At 68.1% G+C, this 20,796-nt stretch carries 16 protein-coding genes; 3 read left to right on the forward strand and 13 right to left on the reverse strand.

The annotated features are described in order from the left end of the window. Nucleotides 1-115 precede the first annotated feature (115 nt). The gene (locus Q344_RS23790; protein WP_084178387.1) at nt 116-2,392 is read left to right on the forward strand and encodes a response regulator; all 2,277 of its coding nucleotides are present in this window, start codon (nt 116-118) and stop codon (nt 2,390-2,392) included. On the opposite strand, the gene yaaA is transcribed toward Q344_RS23790, so the two are convergent. The 9 genes from yaaA to Q344_RS0111155 all read right to left on the reverse strand — a co-directional run bounded on the left by yaaA (nt 2,364) and on the right by Q344_RS0111155 (nt 14,731). Next, nucleotides 2,364-3,140, reverse strand: a complete 777-nt coding sequence (gene yaaA / locus Q344_RS0111115) for a peroxide stress protein YaaA (protein WP_028286762.1) — start codon at nt 3,138-3,140, stop codon at nt 2,364-2,366. The two genes, Q344_RS23790 and yaaA, sit on opposite strands and share 29 nt — an antisense overlap. An 89-nt stretch (nt 3,141-3,229) precedes the next feature. Beyond that, on the reverse strand, nt 3,230-5,278 hold the full coding sequence (gene recQ, locus Q344_RS0111120; RefSeq protein WP_028286763.1) for a DNA helicase RecQ: 2,049 nt from the start codon (nt 5,276-5,278) through the stop codon (nt 3,230-3,232). Nucleotides 5,279-5,668: 390 nt separating this feature from the next. Next, the gene (locus tag Q344_RS0111125) at nt 5,669-6,691 is read right to left on the reverse strand and encodes an aspartate-semialdehyde dehydrogenase (protein ID WP_028286764.1); all 1,023 of its coding nucleotides are present in this window, start codon (nt 6,689-6,691) and stop codon (nt 5,669-5,671) included. Nucleotides 6,692-6,833: 142 nt separating this feature from the next. Then, nucleotides 6,834-8,012: an MFS transporter gene (locus Q344_RS0111130; RefSeq protein WP_028286765.1), complete on the reverse strand. Its 1,179-nt coding sequence runs from the start codon at nt 8,010-8,012 to the stop codon at nt 6,834-6,836. A gap of 255 nt (nt 8,013-8,267) precedes the next feature. Continuing rightward, complete coding sequence (locus Q344_RS0111135; protein ID WP_028286766.1) at nt 8,268-9,854, reverse strand: ABC transporter ATP-binding protein; 1,587 nt, start codon at nt 9,852-9,854, stop codon at nt 8,268-8,270. Next, a complete protein-coding gene (locus Q344_RS0111140; protein ID WP_084178388.1) occupies nt 9,851-10,735 on the reverse strand; it encodes an ABC transporter permease in 885 nt (294 codons plus the stop codon). The genes Q344_RS0111135 and Q344_RS0111140 overlap by 4 nt, the downstream gene beginning before the upstream one ends. Beyond that, complete coding sequence (locus Q344_RS0111145) at nt 10,732-11,679, reverse strand: ABC transporter permease (RefSeq protein ID WP_028286768.1); 948 nt, start codon at nt 11,677-11,679, stop codon at nt 10,732-10,734. The genes Q344_RS0111140 and Q344_RS0111145 overlap by 4 nt, the downstream gene beginning before the upstream one ends. A gap of 227 nt (nt 11,680-11,906) precedes the next feature. Further along, on the reverse strand, nt 11,907-13,394 hold the full coding sequence (locus tag Q344_RS0111150) for an ABC transporter substrate-binding protein (RefSeq protein WP_028286769.1): 1,488 nt from the start codon (nt 13,392-13,394) through the stop codon (nt 11,907-11,909). A 41-nt stretch (nt 13,395-13,435) separates the two neighbouring features. After that, nucleotides 13,436-14,731 (reverse strand): acetylornithine deacetylase/succinyl-diaminopimelate desuccinylase family protein, encoded by a 1,296-nt coding sequence (locus tag Q344_RS0111155; RefSeq protein WP_028286770.1) that lies wholly within the window; start codon nt 14,729-14,731, stop codon nt 13,436-13,438. Nucleotides 14,732-15,037: 306 nt separating this feature from the next. Between Q344_RS0111155 and Q344_RS0111160 the strand changes: the two genes are divergently transcribed. Both Q344_RS0111160 and Q344_RS0111165 read left to right on the forward strand, forming a co-directional pair. Then, a complete protein-coding gene (locus Q344_RS0111160; RefSeq protein WP_028286771.1) occupies nt 15,038-15,598 on the forward strand; it encodes a PAS and helix-turn-helix domain-containing protein in 561 nt (186 codons plus the stop codon). A 96-nt stretch (nt 15,599-15,694) separates the two neighbouring features. Next, nucleotides 15,695-16,777 (forward strand): sensor histidine kinase, encoded by a 1,083-nt coding sequence (locus tag Q344_RS0111165; protein WP_028286772.1) that lies wholly within the window; start codon nt 15,695-15,697, stop codon nt 16,775-16,777. 206 nt (nt 16,778-16,983) lie between these two features. Here Q344_RS0111165 and Q344_RS0111175 read toward each other — a convergent pair whose 3' ends face one another. From Q344_RS0111175 to Q344_RS0111190, 4 genes are read right to left on the reverse strand one after another with little or no spacing between them, the layout of a single operon-like run. Then, nucleotides 16,984-17,745, reverse strand: a complete 762-nt coding sequence (locus Q344_RS0111175) for an ABC transporter ATP-binding protein (RefSeq protein ID WP_229669215.1) — start codon at nt 17,743-17,745, stop codon at nt 16,984-16,986. Next, nucleotides 17,742-18,515, reverse strand: coding sequence for an ABC transporter ATP-binding protein (locus Q344_RS0111180; protein WP_028286774.1), 774 nt, complete (start codon nt 18,513-18,515; stop codon nt 17,742-17,744). Before Q344_RS0111180 ends, Q344_RS0111175 begins: the two co-directional genes overlap by 4 nt. 3 nt (nt 18,516-18,518) lie before the next feature. Then, entirely contained in the window at nt 18,519-19,784 is a 1,266-nt protein-coding gene (locus Q344_RS0111185) for a branched-chain amino acid ABC transporter permease (RefSeq protein ID WP_028286775.1), read from the reverse strand. Continuing rightward, a complete protein-coding gene (locus Q344_RS0111190) occupies nt 19,781-20,713 on the reverse strand; it encodes a branched-chain amino acid ABC transporter permease (RefSeq protein WP_028286776.1) in 933 nt (310 codons plus the stop codon). Before Q344_RS0111190 ends, Q344_RS0111185 begins: the two co-directional genes overlap by 4 nt. Nucleotides 20,714-20,796 lie beyond the last annotated feature (83 nt).

A 20,796-nucleotide genomic window follows, 5' to 3' on the forward strand; every position in this document is an offset into this window, starting at 1 on the left:
CTGACGCAACGCAAGCCTTCCAGCGGCCGACGGAGGAACGTGAACGGAAATTTCACCGAGTTGCGGGAACGTGAGAGGCGGAGGCGGATCACTGGCAGGAGGCACGGCGCCGGACATGACCCTGGCCGAAAAACTTTCGGAAGAACGCCGCGCCCGGCTCGCGGCGGAACGCCTGCTCGAACAGAAACAGGCCGAGCTTCATGCCGCGAACCGCCGGCTCGGGCGGCATGCGAAGCAGCTGTCCGAAGAGATCGTCGAGACCCGGGCAGAGGTGCAGACCGTCCGCGACGAGAACCTGCGCTTCCGCTCCGAGATCACCGAGGCGAATCACAAGATCGCCATTGCGGAGCGGCGGCTCTGGCTCTCGATCCAGTCGATCCATGACGGCTTTGCCTTCTTCGACGCGGAGGGGCGGATGATCGCGGCCAACCGCGCCTGGCTGACGGTCTTCGACGGGCTGGAAGAGGTCGCGCCGGGCGTCTCCTTCGTGCGCATGCTGCAGCTGGCGACCGAGGAGGGGATCATCGACCCGGGCGCCGAGACACCGGCGCAATGGCGCGCCCGGATGATCGACCGCTGGCAGGACGCCACGCCTGACTCGGAGGTCGTGCGCCTCTGGAACGGGGAGTTCATCCGCCTGATGACGCAGCGCGGCCACGGCGGGGACATGGTCAGCCTTGCCACGAACATCACCGAGACCGTCCGCTACGAGGCCCGGCTGAAAGCGGCCCGGCGACGGGCGGAAGCCGCCAGTCGCGCGAAATCCGCCTTCCTCGCCAACATGAGCCACGAGATCCGGACACCGATGAACGGCGTGGTCGGCATGGCCGAGATGCTCTGCGACACCGCGCTGACCGCGGACCAGAGGCTCTATGCCGACACGATCCGCAAGTCGGGCGAGGCGCTGCTCGTGATCATCAACGACGTGCTCGATTACTCCAAGATCGAGGCCGACAAGCTCGAACTTCATGCCCGGCCGTTCGATCTCGAACGCTGCATTCACGAGGTCGTGACGCTGCTGATGCCCTCGGCGCGGGACAAGGGGCTCGACATCTGCATCGATTACGACCTGTTCCTGCCGACCGGCTTCCTCGGCGACGAGGGGCGGCTGCGGCAGGTCCTGACCAACCTCGTCGGCAACGCGGTGAAGTTCACCGCCCGCGGCCATGTGCTGATCCGCGTGACCGGCCTGCCCGCCGAGGCCGGCGACGGCCAGCACCTGCACGTGAGCGTCGAGGACACCGGAATCGGCATTCCCCCCGACAAGATCGCCCGTGTCTTCGAGGATTTCAGCCAGGTGGAGGACGATCGCGACCGCCCGTTCGAGGGCACGGGCCTCGGGCTCGCCATCACGCGGCGGCTGATCGGGCTCATGGGCGGCGAGGTCTGGGTCGACAGCGAACCGGGCGCAGGGTCGGTCTTCGGGTTCCGCGTCAGCCTGCCCGTCGCGGGCGCGGCCCCGGCCCCGCCGCCGCCCCTGCCCGAGGGGCTGCGCCGGGTGCTCGTGGTGGATGACGAGCCGGTCCACCGCACCATCCTGATCCGGCAGATGGAAATGCTCGGGGCGCGCGGGCTGCCCTGCGCCAGCGGCGCCGAGGCGCTCGCGCAGGCAGGGGCGGCCGACCTCGTGCTGACGGCGCATGGCATGCCCGGGATGGACGGGTTCGAACTGGCGCAGGCCCTGCGCGATGCGGGTCACGACCTGCCGGTGATCATGCTCAGCGCCAATCCCGGCCACGCCGAGACGGACCCGGCCCGGACGCATCTCTCCGCCCTCCTGCACCGGCCGACGCCGCGCCATGCCCTTTTCGCCGCGCTGGCCGCGCTCGGCGACGACAGGCGGGTGGAAGAGCCCGCGCCGGCGCCGATGCCCACCTTCGCGTCACGCCGCGCCCGGATCGCCAGCGGCGAACGGCGCCTGCGCCTGCTCGCGGCCGAGGACAACGCCACCAACCGGACCGTATTCCGCAAGATGCTGGGCGACGCCCGGATCGACCTGCACTTCGCGCGCGACGGGGAAGAGGCCCTGTCCCTCTGGCGCAGGCTGTCGCCGGACCTGATCTTCATGGACATCTCGATGCCCCGTCTCGACGGCAAGGCGGCCACCCGCGCGATCCGCGCGGCGGAGCTTGCGGAGGGCCGGGTGCCGGTGCCCATCATCGCCATGACCGCCCATGCGGTGGAGGGGGACGCGATCGAGATCCTCGCGGCCGGGCTCGACGCCTACCTCGCCAAACCGCTGCGGCGGAACGACATCCGGCAGGCGATCGACAGGTTCACACCCCCGGGCATCGCGCCGCCCTTCGCAGAGGTGTCCCTTGCCCAACCCGACCGCGACGCGCTGCCGCGGCCGGGTCTGCGCCTCAGGCTCCCGCCTGCCGCGGCCGGGTGAAGGCGGGCTTGCCGGGGGCAGAGCGTTCCGCGTCGTGGCGATAGCCGTCGAGGTCGAAGCCGGTGATCCCCTCGGGCTCGGTCACGCCGCTGGTGATGAGCCAGCGCGCCATCGTGCCCCGCGCCCGCTTGGCGAAGAAGCTGATGGTCTTGGCGGTCTTGCCGTCATCCTCGAGGAAGACCGGGGTGAGGACATCGAGCCCCAGCCGTTTCTCGTCCACCGCGCCGAAATATTCCTGGCTCGCGCAATTCACCAGCGTCTGCGTGCCGATCGCCCCGGCCTGCCGCTTCAGGGCCTTCGCGGGCTGATCGCGCCAATAATCGTAGAGGCTTTGCCCCCGGCGCGTGTGCAGCCGGCTGCCCATCTCCAGCCGATAGGGCTGGATCCCGTCGAGCGGCCGCAGCACGCCATAGAGGCCGGAGAGGATCCGCAGCCGCTCCTGCGCCTGGCCCATCTGCGCCTTGGTGAAGCTCCCGGCCTGAAGCCCCTGATAGGTGTCCCCCGCGAAACAGAGCGCGGCGGGGCGGAGCATGTCGGCCTCGGGCGCCTCCGCGAAGGCGCGGAAGCGGTCGCGGTTCAGCCGGGCGAGGTCGTCCGACAGGTCCATCAGCCCGCGCAGATCGCCGAGCGTCAGGTTGCGCATGGTCCTGGCCAGCCGGTTCGCGTCCTCGAGGAACTCCGGCTCGGTCATCGCCACGTCGCGCGCATCCCAGTCGAGCCGTTTCGCCGGCGAAATCACGATCAGCATGCCTGTCCCCTGCCCGGTGTCATCGTCGCGGGGTTCTATCCCGCCCGCCTGCGGAGGTCCAGAATGGCGCCCCCCGGAGGGCCGAGCGGTCAGCCCGCTTCCCGCAGCACGTCGAGGAAGGCCGCCCCGAACCGCTCGGTCCGCCGGTCGCCGAGGATGCGGGTCAGCCCGGCCGCGTCGCCGGGCCGGACCTCGGCCACCTTGGCGAGCAGGGCGGCAGAGCAGGACAGCGGCTTGTCGATCCCGTCGGGCCCGCGCGCCAGCTCCGCCTGCGCCTCTAGCAGCCGGTCGTAGAGCGCGCCGGAACCGCGCCCGGCCAGTTTCATCCGCGCGGGGTGAACCTCCGCCCCCGCCCCGGTGACGATCTCGAGGAAGGTCGCCCCGTAGCGTTCCAGCTTCTTCGCGCCGATCCCGTTGATCCGCGCCATGTCGTCCAAGCTCTTCGGGCGCGACTGCGCGATCTCGATCAGCGTGCGGTCGGGGAAGATGACATAGGCCGGCACGCCGCCGGCCTCGGCCAGCGCCCGCCGCTTGGCCTTGAGGGCCGAGAGCAGCGGTTCGTCCTCTTCCGACACCAGCGCCTTGACGGCCGTCCGGCTCGCCTTCTCCCGCGCGCGGTCGAGGCTGTCGCGCCGCAGCGAGATGCCCTCCTCGCCCCGCAGGATCGGGCGCGCGGCCTCGGTCATCGTCAGCGCGCCGTGGCGGTCGGGGTTCGGGCGGATCAGGTCGAAGCCCATCATCTGTCGGAAGACCGCGCCCCATTCGCGGCGCGAGAGCTCCTTGCCCACCCCGAAGGTCGGCAGCTCGTCATGCCGGCGCTCGCGGATCTTGTCGGTCTCGTTCCCGGTCAGGATGTCGGTCAGGTGCCCCGCGCCGAACCATTCCCCGGTGCGCAGGATGGCGGAAAGCGCCTTGCGGACGGCCTCCGTCCCGTCGAAGACCTCGGGCGGCTTGTCGCAGAGGTCGCAATTGCCGCAGGGCGCGGCGTCCTCGCCAAAGTAGCGCAGGAGCTTCATCCGCCGGCATTCCAGCGCCTCGGCCAGCCCCAGAAGCGCGTTGAGCCGGCCGTGATCGGCCGCGCGACGTTCGGGCGGCGCGAGCCCCTCGTCGATCTGGGCACGGCGCAGGCGGATATCGTCCGGGCCGAAGAGCGTCATCGTCTCGGCCGGCGCCCCGTCGCGGCCCGCGCGGCCGATCTCCTGGTAATAGGCCTCGATGGATTTCGGCAGGTCGGCATGGGCCACCCAGCGGATGTCGGGCTTGTCGACGCCCATCCCGAAGGCGACGGTGGCGACGACGATCAGCCCGTCCTCGCGCTGGAAGCGGGTCTCGGCGATGCGGCGGTCCTCGGCCTCCATTCCGCCGTGGTAGTGGATCGCGAGATGCCCGTCCTCGCGCAGCGCCTGCGCCAGGCTCTCGGTCTTCGCGCGGGTGCCGCAATAGACGATCCCGGACTGGCCCTTGCGGGCGGCGGCGAAGGCGAGGATCTGGCGGCGCGGGTTGTCCTTGGCGGCGAAGGCGAGGTGGATGTTCGGCCGGTCGAAGCCGCGCAGGAAGCTCTCGGGCCGGGCGCCGTCGAAAAGGCGGGTGACGATCTCGGCCCGCGTCTCCTCGTCGGCGGTGGCGGTGAAGGCGGCGACGGGCACGTTCAGCGCCTTCCGCAACGCGCCGATGCGCAGGTAGTCGGGCCGGAAATCGTGGCCCCACTGGCTGACGCAATGCGCCTCGTCCACCGCGATCCGGGTCACCCCGATCCGGCGGAGCATTCGCATCGTCGCCTCGGAGGCGAGCCGTTCCGGCGCGAGGTAGAGAAGCTTCAGCGTGCCCTGCTCGATCCGCTCCCAGACGAGGTCGGTCTCTTCCGGGGTGTTGCCGGAGGTCAGGGCGCCCGCGTCCACGCCGGCCTCGCGCAGCGCGCGGACCTGGTCGCGCATCAGGGCGATGAGCGGAGAGATGACGACGGTGATCCCGTCCGAAACGAGGGCGGGAAGCTGGTAGCACAGCGACTTGCCGCCGCCCGTGGGCATGATGGCGAGCACGTTGCGATTGGCGATCACGGCATCGACGATCTCGGCCTGGCCGGGCCGGAAGCCGTCGAATCCGAATACCTCGCGAAGGAGCCTGGCTGCGTCGCTCATCGGGCCTGTTGGTCTGGTTGATCCGCTCTTAGTGGGAATGTCCCATACTAAGATTCGGTAAACAAGGGAGGGGCGGGGAATATGCGGAGCCCCGGGGGGGGGCGTCGGGTCTTGTGTGAGAAGGGCCGCGCCCTTCCTCGGGCGGGCGCAGGGACCTCGACGGTCGGCGCCACGCCGTCACGCGCAATACGAGGGTTCGGTGCGGGGCGGTGAAGATGCGCCCTCCCGGGGGGGAGGGAGGGCGCGGCCCGGGGTGCCCCCGGGCCAGGTCAGTTCGAGCGGAGTGCCTTATTCAGGCTCGCCAGGGTGACACCCCCGGGGCTCCGCCCGTGAATTGCCCGAAACGTCCACTGGACGTTTCGCCGGCGCTGAAGGCGCCGGTCCGGCAATTCACCCCTTCTTCAGGCACTCCCGGCCGAGCACTTCCGCGATCTGCACCGCGTTCAGCGCGGCGCCCTTGCGGAGGTTGTCCGAGACCACCCAGATGTTGAGCCCGTTCTCGACCGTCGAATCCTGCCGGATCCGCGAGATGAAGGTCGCGAAATCGCCGACGCATTCGATCGGGGTCACGTAGCCGCCGTCCTCGCGCTTGTCGATCACCATGCAGCCCGGCGCCTCGCGCAGGATGTCGCGGGCCTCGTCCTCGTCGAGGAAATCCTCGAACTCGACGTTCACCGCCTCGGCGTGACCCACGAAGACCGGCACCCGGACGCAGGTCGCGGTGACCTTGATCGAGGGGTCCACGATCTTCTTCGTCTCCGCCACCATCTTCCACTCTTCCTTGGTGGAGCCGTCCTCCATGAAGACGTCGATATGCGGGATCACGTTGAAGGCGATCTGCTTCTGGAACTTCTTCACCTTCACGTCGTCGGTCGGGTTGTAGATGGCCTTGGTCTGGTCCCAGAGCTCGTCCATCCCTTCCTTCCCGGCGCCCGAGACGGATTGATAGGTCGACACCACGACCCGCTTGATCTTCGCGCGGTCATGCAGCGGCTTCAGCGCCACGACCATCTGCGCGGTCGAGCAGTTGGGGTTCGCGATGATGTTCTTCTTGGAATAGCCGTGGATCGCCTCGGCGTTGCACTCGGGCACGATCAGCGGCACGTCCGGGTCGTAGCGGTAGAGCGACGAGTTGTCGATCACCACGCAGCCCGCGGCCGCGGCCTTGGGCGCGAACTCCTTCGTCGGGCCGGAGCCGACGGCGAAGAGCGCCATGTCCCAGCCGGTGAAGTCGAAGGTGGCAAGGTCCTGGGTCTTCAGGGTCCTGTCGCCGAACGATACCTCGGTGCCCAGCGACCGGCGCGAGGCCAGCACGGCGATGTCGTCGATCGGGAATTCCCGTTCGGCGAGGATGTTCAGCATTTCGCGGCCCACGTTGCCGGTGGCACCTGCGACGACGACTCGATAACCCATAGATGAAATCTCCTTTCGGTTCGGGGCGCTCCATAAAGTATGGCCCGATGGGGGGGAAGCCAATTCCGCTTATGGGGCTGTTTGCGGAACGAGATGGAGCCCTGGGGAAGGATTGCAAACCTGACGCCACGTGGCCGGGGCCTCAATCCGTCCGGTCCGGCGCCCGGGCGTAGATCGCCACGCCGAGCGTGAGGGCCACGGCGTAGAACAGGAAGATGCCGTCGTAGGCCTGTTCATAGCTGCCGCCCGCCGCCAGCACCCGTTCGTGCAGGCGGCCGGTCAGCATCTGGCTCAGTCCCACGCCGACCATCCCGCAGAGGTTCATCAGCGTGACGCCCCGCCCGATCTGGTGCGGCGGGAAGAAGGCCCGCCCGTGCGAGATGATCAACGCGTAGGTGCAGGTCAGCAGGCAGATCGCCGCCAGCATCACCGCCGAACGGACGAGGTCGTCCGGCGGAAGCACGACCATCGCGGCGCAGACCGCCGCCGCCAGCAGGTTGCCGGCGATGGCCAGCCACTTGCGCGTCTTGAAAAGCCGCTCGGCCGGGCCATAGCCCAGCGTTCCGCAGATCATCGCCACCCCCAGCCCGAGCGCCACGGTGCCGATCACCGCCTGCGAGGCGCCGTAGACCTCGGCCAGGTAGGGGCCGGTCCAGACCCCGCGAAACCCGCCGGAGGGCATGTAGGACACGAACATCAGCGGCAGGATCGCCCACATCGCCGGGATCTTCAGGATGTCGAGCAGGGAGCCGTGGCTTTCGGTCACGACGCGGCCCGGATCGCGCACCACCGCCAGGAGCCCGAGCGCGACGGCCGCGCTGATCAGCGCCAGCGCCCCGACCGACGCGCGCCAGCCGATCGCCTCGGCCGCCCAGACCAGCGGCAGGGACGAGAAGATCGAGCCCGAGGTGCCGATCCCGAGGATCAGCCCCGCCAGGGTCGAGAACCGCGCCGCGGGGAAATCGCGGGCCAGGATGTAATAGGCCGCCATCAGCACCGGGGCGCAGCCGACACCCAGCAGCGCCATCGCCGCCGAGACATGCCACGGCTCGGTCGCCAGCGCGAAGACCGCGGCGCCGCCGCCTCCGCCCGCCAGCAGCAGCCAGCCCGAGGTCCGCCGCGGTCCGATCCGGTCCAGCGCGACCCCGACGGGCACCTGCATGGCGGCGAAGGACAGGAACCACAGCCCCGAAGCGGCGGCGAGCTGGTCCGCGGACGCGCCGAGATCCTCCTGCAGCGGCGTGGTGAGGACCGACAGGAAGCTCCGGTAGAACTGGCTCAGCACATAGGCGAGCCCGAGCAGCATCAGGTCCTTCCGCATCGTCCCCTCCCCGGCTCACGCGCCCGGCTCACGCGCGTGCCCCGCCTGCCTATGTCCGGGCGTCCGGGCCTGCAAGCGCCGCCGCGCGTGCAGCGGCCACCGTGCACGGTCATGGAAGGACCGCTCTCCATCGCGGCCATGTCCGAAGCGGGGCAGAGGGTGGCGCCGCGCCGTCAGGCGTCGAGTCCCGCCCGGGCGGGATGGTCGCGAAGGCCCTCCCTGCCCGTTCCGGCGGCGCCCGCCGGCCGCCTCTCCTCAGGCGGTTTCCGGCAATTTCGGCGCCGCTTCGATCAATTGCCGCGTATAGGGGTGGGACGGCGCGTCGAAGACCCGGTCGGTGGGCCCCTCCTCGACGATCTCGCCCGATTTCATCACCATCACCCGGTCGGTGATCGACCGCACGACGCTCAGGTCGTGGCTGATGAACAGGTAGGTCAGCCCGAACTTCGCCGACAGGTCCGCCAGCAGGTCGAGGATCTGCGCCCGCACCTGCACGTCGAGCGCGCTGACCGCCTCGTCCAGGATGATGAGGTCCGGCTTGATGATCAGCGCCCGCGCGATGGCGATCCGCTGGCGCTGCCCGCCCGAGAATTCGTGGATGTACTTTTCCTTGTCCGACGGACGCATCCCGACCGAGATCAGCGCCTCGTCGATCGCCGCCGCGCGCGCCGCGCCCCTGGGCGGATCGTCGAGCAGGTGGAACGGCTCGGTCACGAGGCGCGAGACCTTGTGCCGCGGGTTGAAGCTGCCATAGGGGTCCTGGAACACGACCTGCATCCGGCGGCGGACGTCGCGGTTCGCCCGGTGCCCGTCGAAGACCGGCTCTCCGTCGAGGCGGATGTCGCCCTCCTGCACCTCCTCGAGGCCCAGGATCGCCCGTGTCAGGGTCGATTTCCCGCAGCCGCTCTCGCCCACGAGGCCAAGGCTCTCGCCCCGCTCCAGCGTGAAGGAGACGCCGCGCACCGCGTGGACCTTCACCGGCGCCCCGAAGAGCGTCTTGCGCGGCAGGGTGTAGTCCCGGATCACCCCGCGCACCTCCAGCAGCGGCGCCTGCCCCGCGCGTTCGACCCTCTCGGGCACGTGGGACGACGCCGCCAGCAGCGCCTTCGAATAGGGATGGGTGAGGTTCGAGAAGATGCCCGGGCAGGCGCCGCGTTCGACCACGCGCCCGTGCTGCATGATGACGATCTCGTCCGCCATGTCCGACACGACGGCCAGGTCATGGGTGATCATCAGCATCCCCATCCCGTCCTCGCGCACCAGCCGGGTGAGCAGCGCGAGGATCTGCGCCTGCGTCGTCACGTCGAGCGCGGTGGTCGGCTCGTCCGCGATCAGCAGCTTCGGGCGCAGGGCGATGGCCATGGCGATCACGACCCTCTGGCGCTGGCCGCCCGACAGCTCGTGCGGATAGCGGCTCAGCGGAAAGCGGTCGGCGGGCAATTCGACCCTGTTCAGGGCCTCCCGCGCCCGTTTCATCGCCTCGGCCTTCGGCACGTCCTCGTGGATCAGGATCGTCTCGGCCACCTGGTCGCCGATGGTCCGGATCGGGTTCAGCGCCGTCATCGGCTCCTGGAACACCATGCCCACCTCGTTGCCCCGCAGGCGGCAGAGCTCGGCCTCGGGCAGGCCCAGCATCTCGTGCCCCGACAGGCGCACGGAGCCCGCGGCCTCCGCCCCGTTGGGCAGAAGCTGCATCACGGTGAAGGCGGTCATCGACTTGCCGGACCCGCTCTCGCCGATGACGCCCACGATGCGCCCCGGATCGACCGAGAAGGACACGTCCCGCAGGATCGGCGTGCCGTGGATGTCGAGGTCCAGGCCCGAGATCTCGAGCAGGCTCATGCGCGCGATCTCCTCAGTTTCGGGTCGAAGATGTCGCGCAGCCCGTCGCCCATCAGGTTCAGCCCCAGCACCGTCAGCAGGATCGCGAGCCCCGGGAAGATCGCCATGTGCGGCGCGATCGAGATCATCGTCTGGCTGTCCGCCAGCATCCGGCCCCAGGACGGCACCGGCGGCTGCGCGCCAAGGCCGACATAGGACAGCCCCGCCTCGGCAAGGATGCCCAGCGAGAACTGGATCGTCCCCTGCACGATCAGCAGGTTGGTGACGTTGGGCAGGATATGCTCGAAGGAGATCCGGGCGGAGCTCTTGCCCGACACCCGCGCGGCGAGGATGAAGTCGCGCTGCCAGAGGCTGAGCGCGCCCGACCGGGTCAGCCGCGCGAAGACCGGGATGTTGAAGATCCCGATGGCGATGATCGCATTGACCGCCGAGGGGCCGAAGGTCGCGGTGATCATGATCGCGATCAGCAGCGACGGGAAGGCGAAGACCAGGTCGTTCGCCCGCATGATCACCTCGTCCAGCATCGAGCCGCGCCGCGCCGCGGCCCAGAGCCCCAGCGGCACGCCGAAGAGCATCCCGATCCCGACCGCGACCACCGCCACGGCGATCGAGGTCCGGGCGCCCACCATGATCATCGACAGGATGTCCCGCCCGAAATGGTCGGTGCCCATCCAGTGCGACCAGGACGGCACCTGCATCTTCTCCGAGATCGCCAGCTTGCTGATGTCATAGGGTGTCCAGACGAACGAGATCAGCGCCGCGGCCACGAAGACCAGCGTCAGGACAGAGCCTATCACGAGGTTTCTCGACCGGAACGCCAGGTGCCAGGTCCGGAACGGCGTCGCCTCGGGCGGGATGTGATCGACGCGGGGATCGCTCATCGGCCGGCCCTCAGGCGCGGATCGACCAGCGCATAGGCGATCTCGACCGCGAAGTTCACCACGACCACGGCAAAGACCAGAAGCATCACCACGGATTCCACCACGACGAGGTCCCGGGACGAGATCGACTGGAAGATCAGCCGCCCGAGGCCCGGAAGGAAGAAGACGTTCTCGATGATGATGGCCCCCGCCAGCAGGAACGAGAATTGCAGCCCGATGATCGTCAGCACCGGGATCAGCGCGTTCCTCAGCGCGTGCCGGCGCAGCGCCTGCGCCCGGGTCAGACCCTTGGCCCGCGCGGTGCGCACGAAATCCTCCGACAGCGTGTCCAGCAGCGAGGATCGCATCACCCGCGCGAGGATCGAGGCCTGCGGCAGCGCCAGCGCGATGGCCGGCAGGGTCAGCGCCTTCAGGCAGGCCAGCACGCCCGCGTCCCAGCCCGGGAACCCCCCGGCCGAGAACCAGCGCAGGTTGATCGAGAAGACCAGCACCATCAGCATCGCGAACCAGAAGTTCGGGATCGCGACCCCCAGCTGGGTCACCCCCATGATCGCCACGTCCCCCGGCCGGCCGCGGCGCGAGGCGGCGTAGATGCCCGCCGGGAAGGCGATGACCGTCGACAGGACCAGCGCATAGACCGCCAGCGGCAGGGACACCTTCACCCGCTCGGCGATCATGTCGGCGACCGGCGTGCGATAGGTGTAGGAGGTTCCGAAATCGCCTTGCAGCAGCCCGAGGATCCAGGAGCTGTACCGCTCCCACCCGGACATGTTCAGCCCGAGCTGCTCACGCAGCGCGGCCAGCGTGTCCTCCTGCGCATTCACCCCCAGCATGTAGGCCGCCGGATCCCCCGGCAGCACCTCGATGGCGAGGAAGATCACGACCGAGGCCACGGCGAGACTCACCGCAAGGGACACCAGGCGTTTCAGGGTATAGCGCAGCATGGCAGCTCAGGCGGCCCGGGACGGACGGGCGGCAAGGGCGCCACGCCCCGCCTTCCTCTGGTCCCGTATCCTGGGGGTGAATTTCGCGCCTGCGCGAAAGAGGGGGCAACGCCCCCTCCCCCCCGGCCCGGAGGGCCGGCAGGGATCGTGTGCGCCGCGACGCGGCGCGCCGGTGGAGCGGACGCCGGACGCGGGCGCGACAAGGGGGCTCACGTCCGGCGCGCGCATCATTCGGTCCAGTAGACGCCGGTCATGTCGGCGGCCTGGGTCGGGGCGTTCTCCCACAGGCCCTCGATCTTCGCGTTGGCCACGGTCAGGAGCGGCAGCTGGAAGAGATACGCGTTTACGTAATCCTGCGCGATGATCTCCTGCGCCTGTTTCAGCAGCTCCGAACGCTTCGCCTCGTCGGTCTCGAGGTTCAGCTGATCCATCACGCCCTGGAACTCGGCGCTGTCGTACTGGAAGTAGTAATCAGGGTTGGCGTAGATCCCGATGTCCATCGGCTCGGTATGCGAGATGATGGTCAGGCCGAAATCCTTGCCGCGGAACGTGGTCTCGAGCCATTGCGCCCACTCGACGTTCTCGATCTGCGGCTCGATGCCGATCTCGCGCAGGGCGGCGGCGATGATCTCGCCCCCGCGGCGGGCGTAGGACGGCGGCGGCAGGGTCATCTTCACCTGGATCGGCAGGCTGACCCCGGCCTCTTCCAGAAGCGCCTTGGCCTTTTCCGGATCGTGGTCCGACATCCCGGTCAGATCGACGTAATCCGGGTGGTGCGGTGCAAAATGGGTGCCGATCGGGGTGCCATAGCCGAACTGGGCGCCGTCGATCACCTCCTGCCGGTTCACCGCGTGGGCGATCGCCTCGCGCACCTTCACGTTGTCGAAGGGCGGCAGCTTGTTGTTGATGGCGAGGATCGTCTCGCCCTCGGTCGAGCCGACCAGGACCTTGAACCGCGGATCGGCGTCGAACTGGGGCAGGTTCTCGGGCGCCGGGAAGGCGCCGAAGGCCTGCACGTCCTCGGCCATCACGGCGGCGAAGGCGGCGGTCGGGTCGCTGATGAACTTGAAGGTCACCTTTTCGAGCTTCGCGGGCTCGCCCCAGTACTCGGGGTTCTTCACCAGCGTGATGCTGTCGCCCTGCACCCAGTTCTCGAACCTGAAGGCGCCGGTGCCGACCGGGTTGGTCTTGATGGTCTCGATGCTCTCGGGCGCGACGATCACCGCATCGCCCCAGGCCATGTTGAACAGGAAGCTGCCGTTCGGCGCCGCCAGCGTCACCTTGACCGTCTGCGGATCGACGACCGTCACCTCGGTGATGCCCTCGAACAGGCCCTTCTGCGCATTGGCGCTGTCCTCGGCCCGGGCGCGGTCGAGCGAGAATTTCACATCCTCGGCGTCGAAATCGGTTCCGTCGTGGAATTTCACCCCCTCGGCCAGCTTGAAGGTGTATTCCAGCCCGTCGTCCGAGATCTCCCAGCTTTCCGCGAGCCCGGGGATGATCGAGCCGTCCGAGGCGAAGCGGGTCAGCCCCTCGAAGATGTTGGCATAGGTCACCGCGTCGATCGCGCCCGCCGCGGCCGAGGTCGGATCGAGGTGCGGCGGTTCGAGCTGCTGGCCCATGGTGAGGTCCGTGCGCGGCGCGGCCAGCGCCAGCGAGGCGCTCAGCGCGAGGGCCGAGGCCGCTCCGGCGCGGGCGAGAAAGGCGTATGTCATCTTAGGCTCCCTGTTGTCTCGCGCCGTCTTTCCGCGGCGCGTCAGTCCCTTGGTCCGAGCAGGGTCAGAAGGCTCAGCCCCATGACCTTGGCGGAATCGACCATATCATCCACACCGACATATTCATCGGGTTTGTGCGCAAGGTCCAGAATGCCCGGCCCGTAGGCGATGCAGTTCTTCAGCTTGCCGATCCGGTCGATGTGCTTCTGGTCGTAGGTGCCCGGCGAGACGACGTAGGACGGCTCGGTCCCCAGGGTGGCGCGGATCGCCTCGGTCACGGTCGTGACAACGGGCGCATCCTTCTCGGTCATCGTCGGCAGGACGCGGTGCATCTCGCGGATGCCGTAGTCGAAGCGCTCGCGCGTCTGCTTGAGCCCGTCGAGGATCGAGGTGATCTCGCGCTGCACCTCGTCGATGTTCTCCTCGATCAGGAAACGGCGGTCGATGACCATCCGGCAGCTGTCGGGCACCACGGGGCTCGGCAGGCCGGTCTCGGGGCGGACGATCTCGGACTGGCCGCCGTGGATCGAGTTGATGTTGAGCGTCGACTGCTTGGCCCCCTCGGGCACCACCGGCATGTCGGTGCGCTTGGCGGCCAGCGCCGGAAAGAGCGAGGTCTCCATCTCGTCCAGCACCGCGCCCATGTGCCGCACGGCGCAATCGCCGAGGAAGGGCATCGAGCCATGGGCGATCTCGCCGTAGGTCTCGATCTCGGCCCACCAGACGCCGCGGTGGCCAAGGCAGATGCGGTCCTTGTTCAGCGGCTCGGGGATGATGACGTGCTGCACCCGCTCGGGCGCGAAGAAGCCCTTCTGCGCAAGATAGGCGACACCGCCGAACCCGCCCGATTCCTCGTCCGCGGTGCCCGAGATCTCGATCGCGCCGCGGAAGTCCGGGCAGCATTCGATGAAGGCCTCGGCGGCGATGATCGAGGCGGCGAGCCCGCCCTTCATGTCGCAGGCCCCGCGGCCGTAGACCTTGCCGTCCTCGAGCTCACCGCCGAACGGATCCTTGGTCCAGCCGCGGCCCACGTCGACCACGTCGATATGCGAATTGAAGTGGACGCATTCGCCGGGCTCTGCGCCCTCGCGCCGGGCCACGACGTTCCAGCGCGGGTAGCGGTCGCTGTCGCCGGGGGACCCTTCGGCGCGGACCAGTTCGATCTGGAAACCCTTCGCGGAGAGACGTTTCGCGAGGTAGTCGCAGATCTCGCGGTAGTTCTCGCCCGGAGGGTTGAGCGTCGGGATCCGGATCAGGTCCTGCGTCAGCGCGATCAGGTCGTCGCGCTTGTCGTCTATCGTGGCAGTCAGGCGGTCGGTGAGCGTCAGGGTGTCCATTTGGCCTCCGTGGGGACTTGCGAAGTTTGCGAAGGGATGGCTACGGTGTCGATACCGTAGAATTACGGGTGGGCGCAGCCCTCGGGGCGTCATCCTCGGGCTCGACCGAGACTCTCGGCGGTACGAGGTCATCTGCTCAAGCCGGAGGATGACGGGTTGCGGGGTGTGGCGGAGTGAAACCCGCCATACGGAGCGCGGCGGTTTCGCAAGGTGCACCCGGATCGCGCCCGCCCTGGGGGCGGGGTCGGGCGCGATCCGATCCGGCAAGGCCGGATCGGGGCACGGGCGGAAAGCGAGGTGACTCATATGGACGAGACAGATCTTCTGCTGATGGCCTTCCAGGAGGCCCCCGTGGGCATCGTTCTCACCGAGGACCGGACCATCCGGGCCTGCAACGCCACCTTTGCGCGCCTCTTCGGCCACCCGGAGAGCGCGCTCATCGGCCAGAGCTTCCGGCTTCTCTACGAGACCGAGCGCGAGTTCGAGGAGATCCGCGACATCGGCCTCGCGCCGCTGCGCGACAGCGGCACCTATTCCGACGAACGCCTGATCCGGCGGATCGACGGCACCCGCCTCTGGGTCCGGTTCCGCGCCCGGACGCTGACGCCCGAGACGCCGCTGGCCCGGCTGGTGATGTCCTTCGCTCCCCTGCCCCGCCCCGCCGCGGCGACGGTCGCGCTCACGCCCAGGGAACGCGATGTGGTGTCAGGGCTGGCGCATGGGCGGACCTCGAAAGAGATCGCCCGGCACCTCGGCCTGTCCCCGCGCACGATCGAGGACGTCCGCGCCCGGCTGCTCCGCAAGTTCGAGGTGAGAAATGTTACCGAATTGCTCACGCGGTTGACGGGACCGGGGATTTCCGGCTGAATTCCGCCTGTTAACCACCATTTCGCGTTGCTCCGGACGGGCAGGACATCTAACCACGCGCGACTTGGAAGAACGGGCAGGGCGGACAAAAGGGTTATGAAGGCCGATTCCCATCCTGCGCAGGCGGCTCGGCTCGCCGCCCTGCGCGATTACGATATCCTGGACACCGCGCCGGAGGAGATGTTCGACGACATCATCCGGCTGGCATCCGAGATATGCGAGATGCCCATGTCGCTGATCAGCTTCGTCGATGCGGAGCGTCAGTGGTTCAAGGCCGAGACCGGGCTGGGGACGCAGGAGACGCCGCTCGACCAGTCGATCTGCGCGCATGCGATCCTGACGGACGGCTTTCTCGAGGTCCGCGACACCCAGCTCGACGCGCGCACGCGTGACAACCCGCTGGTGACGGGCGATCCGAACCTGCGCTTCTATGCCGGGGCGGTGCTTTTCACGCCCCAGGGGCTGCCGCTCGGCACGCTCTGCGTGCTGGACGACAAGCCGCGCGAACTGACCCCGCTGCAACGGCAGACGCTGAAGGTGCTGGCGAAGCAGGTGATGACCCAGCTCGACCTTCGCCGCGCGCTGCGCGAGGCCGAGATCCTGCGGCGCGAGGTCGATCACCGGGTGAAGAACTCGCTGCAATCGGTCTCGTCCCTGACCCGTCTTCAGGCGCGCCGGGCCGATAGTCCGGACACCCGCCATGCGCTCGACCTCGTGCGCCGGCGCGTGGACACGGTGGCGGCCCTGCACGAGGCGCTCTACCGCGCCGAGAGCGACGGGCTGGTCGCGATGAAGCCCTTCGTCGAGAAGGTCGCCGCGCTGATCCGGGGCTCCGCGCCCGAAGGGGTGCGCATCCGCACCGACGTGCCGGATGCCGACATCTCGCCCAGCCAGGCGACGGGACTGGGAATCATCCTGAACGAATTCGCGTCGAACTCGTTCAAGCACGCCTTCCCGGAAGGCCGCGGCGGCATGCTGTGGATCACCGCCTCCTGCAACGGCGAAGAGGTCAGCTTGACCTGCGCCGACGACGGTGTGGGTTTCGAGGGCGAGTCCGACGGCAAGTCGCTGGGCCTGAAGGTGATGGAGACCTCCGCCCACCAGATGAAGGCCCAATACGACCTGAGCACGGGCGGCGACGGCACGGTCCTGAAACTGGCGTTCCCCGCGGATTGCTGACCCGGGCCCGGGATTTCCCGGGAAGCCCCGTGACCCTCGACCACCGCTTCGACCTCGGGGACGGGCTGATCACCCGGCCCGAGATCTCGTGAAACGGCAACGGGGCGGCCATGGGGCCGCCCCGTGCAGGACGTCTCAGGACCAGGCCGGTCGCCGTGCCCGGCGCTCCACCGGAGCCCTGGCCCGGCGAAGCCGGGTCCGGACCATCACACCTCCAGCCATTCCTTCCGCACGTCGTCGCGTGTCTTGAAGTCGGCCGGGGTGCCGCCGTAGACGATCTCGCCGTGGCCCATCACGTAGACCCGGTTCGCGATCCGGAGCGCGATGGAGAGCTTCTGCTCGACCAGCAGGATCGACACGCCGGACTTGGCGATCTCGGCGATCATGTCGCCGACCTGCTGCACGATCTTGGGCGCGAGACCCTCGGTCGGCTCGTCGATGATGATCAGCTCCGGGTCGCCCATGAGCGTCCGGCACATCGTCAGCATCTGCTTCTCGCCGCCCGAGAGCACGCCCGCCATGTTGTCCGCCCGGCTTCGCAGGTTGGGGAACATGTCGAGCATCTGGTCGACGTCGTATTTGCCCGGGTTGCGCAGGTCCTTGACCCCCAGCATGAGGTTCTGGCGCACCGTCATCGTCGGGAAGATGTCCCGGCTCTCGGGCACGTAGCCGAGACCCAGCCGGGCGATCTTGTGGTTCGGCATGCCGCCGATCTCCTGCCCCTTGAACTTGACGGAGCCGACGGGCGTCACCTCGCCCATGATGGCCTTGGCGGTGGTGGAGCGACCCACCCCGTTGCGGCCCAGGAGCGCGATGACCTCGCCCGGCATGATCTCCATGTTCACGCCGTGCAGGACGTGGGACTTGCCGTAATAGGCATGCAGGTCCGAAACCTTCAGCATCGGCTCACCGCTCGGCGGAGGGGCGATGTCGGGCGTATGGGCGGTGTCGACGTGGAAATCGCTCATGCCGGTTCTCCCTCGATGTGATCGGCTTCCTCGCCGAGATAGGCCTCGCGCACCCGCGGATCGCCGCGGATCTCGGACGGCGCGCCGGTGGCGATGATCTCGCCGTAGACGAGCACCGAGATCCGGTCGGCCAGACCGAAGACCACGCCCATGTCGTGCTCCACGATCAGGAGCGTCTTGCCCTTCGCGGCCTTCTCGATCAGCTCCACCGCGCGGTCGGTCTCGGAATGGGACATCCCGGCGGTCGGTTCGTCGAGCATGATGACCTCGGCGCCGCCCGCGATGGTGATCGCGATCTCGAGCGTCCGCTGGTCCGCATAGGGCAGGAGCGAGGCGGGCAGGTTCGCCTTGTCGAGCAGCCCGACGTCCTCGAGGATATGGGCCGTCTTCTCCTGCACTTCCTTCAGGTTGCCGATGTTGCGCCAGAAGGAATAGCCGTAGCCCATCGAGTAGAGCACGCCGCAGCGCACGTTCTCGCGCACCGTCATGTTGGCGAAGATGTTCGAGACCTGGAACGAACGGGACAGCCCCATCCGGTTGATCTGGAACGGTTTCTTGCCCGATATGACGGCGCCGTTGAGTTGCACCTCGCCATCCGAGAGCGAGTAGAGCCCGGAGACGAGGTTGAACAGCGTCGACTTCCCGGCCCCGTTGGGACCGATGATCGCGTGCCGCTCACCGCGGGCGATCTCGAGGTTCACGCCCTGGATGATCTTGGCGGGGCCGAAGCTCTTGTGGACGTTGACGAGTTTCAGAGCAGGGGGGTGCATGGCTCAGACCTCCTCTTGCTTGCGGGTGACGTGGCGGAGCACGGCCACGCCCGCGACGAACGGGATGATGCCGATGATCCATGTCAGGATGGCGTCATGCGGCAGGGCGATGCCGAAGGGCTCCCAGACCTCGCCGTAGCCTTCCGACCAGCGGAACGCGACCTCGACGAAGACGATGATGCCGATCGCCAGCAGGAAGACGCCCGCCAGCTGCTGCGCCCACTTGCCCATCAGATGCCCCCGGTCGGGCGAGCGGATGCCGCGCCAGAAGCCGAAGACGATCCCGGCGATCCCGTCGGGCAGGAACATCACCACGCAGATGAACATGATGCCGAGATAGAGCAGCCAGCCCGCGGTGTAATCGCTGAGGTTGGAGCCCATGTAGGTCATCACGATCGCCCCCATGATCGGCCCGCTGAAGTAGCGGATGCCGCCCACGTAGGCCGCGATCAGGATCGCGCCCGAGGGCAGGAGAGACAGGCTCTCCGGCGTGAAGATCTCGTCCTGCACCGCCGACATCCCGCCGGCCATGCCCGCGAAGGCCCCGGCGAAGATGAAGACGAGGTAGCGCACGCGCGTCGGGTTGTAGCCGATGAACTGCACGCGCTCGGGGTTGTCCCGGGTCGCCTCGGAGAGCTTGCCCAGCGGGGTGCGGGTGAACATGTACATCGCCACCACACCCAGGAAGGTCCAGAAGGCGATGAACCAGTAGACCTCCTCGAGCGGACCGAGGGAAAGGCCGAGGAACTCGGGCCCCGCCATCCGGTCGCCCGAGATGCCCATCTCGCCGCCGAAGAGGCTGTCGAACATGTAGGCGAAGGCCGCCATCAGCTCGGCCACGCCCAGCGAGATCATCGCGAAGGCGGTGCCCGCGCGACGGCAGGAGGGCCAGCCGATCACCGCGCCTGCCAGCGCGCCCATGGCGAAGCCGAAGACGGGCATGGAGAAGACCGGCAGGTTGCCCCAGAAGCCGCCGTCGGCCGCGTCGATCCAGTTCAGGATGTGGACGCAGAAATAGCCGCCGAGGCCGAGGTAGACCGCATGGCCGAAGGTCAGCAGACCCGCCCGGCCGAGCAGCATGTTGAAGCTGAGCGCGAAGACGATGTTGATCCCGATGTGGTTCAGCAGCGTCATCGTCGTCCGCGACGGCCCGAAGAACGGGATCACGATCAGCACCAGCCCGAACAGGATGAAGGGCAGGACGCGCTCGCGGAACTTCTCGCCCGAGCTGGGCGCGAGGGCCGCGGAATTTGTGGTCATGTCGGTCATACTTCACGGTCCCCCATCAGGCCGGTCGGTTTCACGATGAGGATCAGCACCAGCAGCAGGAAGGGCAGCATCGGCGCCATGGAGGAGATGGTGATCTCGCCCACTTCCGAGGCCGGAGAGAGGCCGAGGAAGCCGAAGATGTCCGCCAGCGAGGCGTTGATCGACACCGCCGAGGTCTGCAGGATCCCGATCAGCATCGCCGCGATGAAGGCGCCCTCCAGCGAGCCGAGCCCGCCGACGACGACCACCACGAAGACGATCGGCCCCATCTGCACGGCCATGGCCGGGTCGGTGATGAAGTAGTTGCCGCCGATCACCCCCGCGAGGCCCGCCAGCGCACAGCCCGCGCCGAACACGCCCATGAAGACGAGCGGCACGTTATGGCCGAGATGGCCGACCATGTGGGGATGGGTCAGCGCCGCCTGGATGATCAGGCCGATGCGCGTCTTCTTCAGCATGTACCAGAGGAAGATCAGCATCGCGACGGCGACGAAGAACATGAAGATCCGGTAGGCGGGATAATCCGCGCCGTAGAGCGTGAAGAGCGTGAAGTTCAGCGAGTCCGGCACCTGGTAGTTCACCGAGGTCCGGCCCCAGATGATCTTGACGATCTCGTCGATCAGGTAGGCCAGCCCGAAGGTGAAGAGCAGCTCGGCCACGTGGCCGTTGGCATGCACCCGCCTCAGACCCCATTTCTCGACGCCCATGCCGATGACGCCCACGAGGACCGGCGCGATGAAGAGCGCGAGCCAGAAGCTCGAGACCCCCATGATTGTGTAAGCGAAATACGCGCCCAGCATGTAGAAGCTGGCATGCGCGAAGTTCAGAACGCCCATCATCGAGAAGATGAGCGTCAGCCCGCTGGAGAGCATGAAGAGCAACAGCCCGTAGATCACGCCGTTCAGCAGGGAAAAAACGATCGTTTCCATGATCTTCCCCGTCGGCCCCTTGCCGGGCCGTTCCGTGTTTGCCTGTCCCGAGAGAAAGGGGCGCCACGTCCGGTCGTGAACGT

The organism is Pseudooceanicola nanhaiensis DSM 18065 (assembly GCF_000688295.1).
GTDB classification, from domain to species: Bacteria; Pseudomonadota; Alphaproteobacteria; order Rhodobacterales; family Rhodobacteraceae; genus Pseudooceanicola; species Pseudooceanicola nanhaiensis.

Bases quoted from the DNA above. Each gene is read 5' to 3' on its own strand.
- Q344_RS23790 (WP_084178387.1), top strand. From the start codon at position 116: ATGACCCTGGCCGAAAAACTTTCGGAAGAACGCCGCGCCCGGCTCGCG.
- yaaA (WP_028286762.1), bottom strand. From the start codon at position 3,140: ATGCTGATCGTGATTTCGCCGGCGAAACGGCTCGACTGGGATGCGCGC.
- recQ (WP_028286763.1), bottom strand. From the start codon at position 5,278: ATGAGCGACGCAGCCAGGCTCCTTCGCGAGGTATTCGGATTCGACGGC.
- Q344_RS0111125 (WP_028286764.1), bottom strand. From the start codon at position 6,691: ATGGGTTATCGAGTCGTCGTCGCAGGTGCCACCGGCAACGTGGGCCGC.
- Q344_RS0111130 (WP_028286765.1), bottom strand. From the start codon at position 8,012: ATGCGGAAGGACCTGATGCTGCTCGGGCTCGCCTATGTGCTGAGCCAG.
- Q344_RS0111135 (WP_028286766.1), bottom strand. From the start codon at position 9,854: ATGAGCCTGCTCGAGATCTCGGGCCTGGACCTCGACATCCACGGCACG.
- Q344_RS0111140 (WP_084178388.1), bottom strand. From the start codon at position 10,735: ATGAGCGATCCCCGCGTCGATCACATCCCGCCCGAGGCGACGCCGTTC.
- Q344_RS0111145 (WP_028286768.1), bottom strand. From the start codon at position 11,679: ATGCTGCGCTATACCCTGAAACGCCTGGTGTCCCTTGCGGTGAGTCTC.
- Q344_RS0111150 (WP_028286769.1), bottom strand. From the start codon at position 13,394: ATGACATACGCCTTTCTCGCCCGCGCCGGAGCGGCCTCGGCCCTCGCG.
- Q344_RS0111155 (WP_028286770.1), bottom strand. From the start codon at position 14,731: ATGGACACCCTGACGCTCACCGACCGCCTGACTGCCACGATAGACGAC.
- Q344_RS0111160 (WP_028286771.1), top strand. From the start codon at position 15,038: ATGGACGAGACAGATCTTCTGCTGATGGCCTTCCAGGAGGCCCCCGTG.
- Q344_RS0111165 (WP_028286772.1), top strand. From the start codon at position 15,695: ATGAAGGCCGATTCCCATCCTGCGCAGGCGGCTCGGCTCGCCGCCCTG.
- Q344_RS0111175 (WP_229669215.1), bottom strand. From the start codon at position 17,745: ATGAGCGATTTCCACGTCGACACCGCCCATACGCCCGACATCGCCCCT.
- Q344_RS0111180 (WP_028286774.1), bottom strand. From the start codon at position 18,515: ATGCACCCCCCTGCTCTGAAACTCGTCAACGTCCACAAGAGCTTCGGC.
- Q344_RS0111185 (WP_028286775.1), bottom strand. From the start codon at position 19,784: ATGACCGACATGACCACAAATTCCGCGGCCCTCGCGCCCAGCTCGGGC.
- Q344_RS0111190 (WP_028286776.1), bottom strand. From the start codon at position 20,713: ATGGAAACGATCGTTTTTTCCCTGCTGAACGGCGTGATCTACGGGCTG.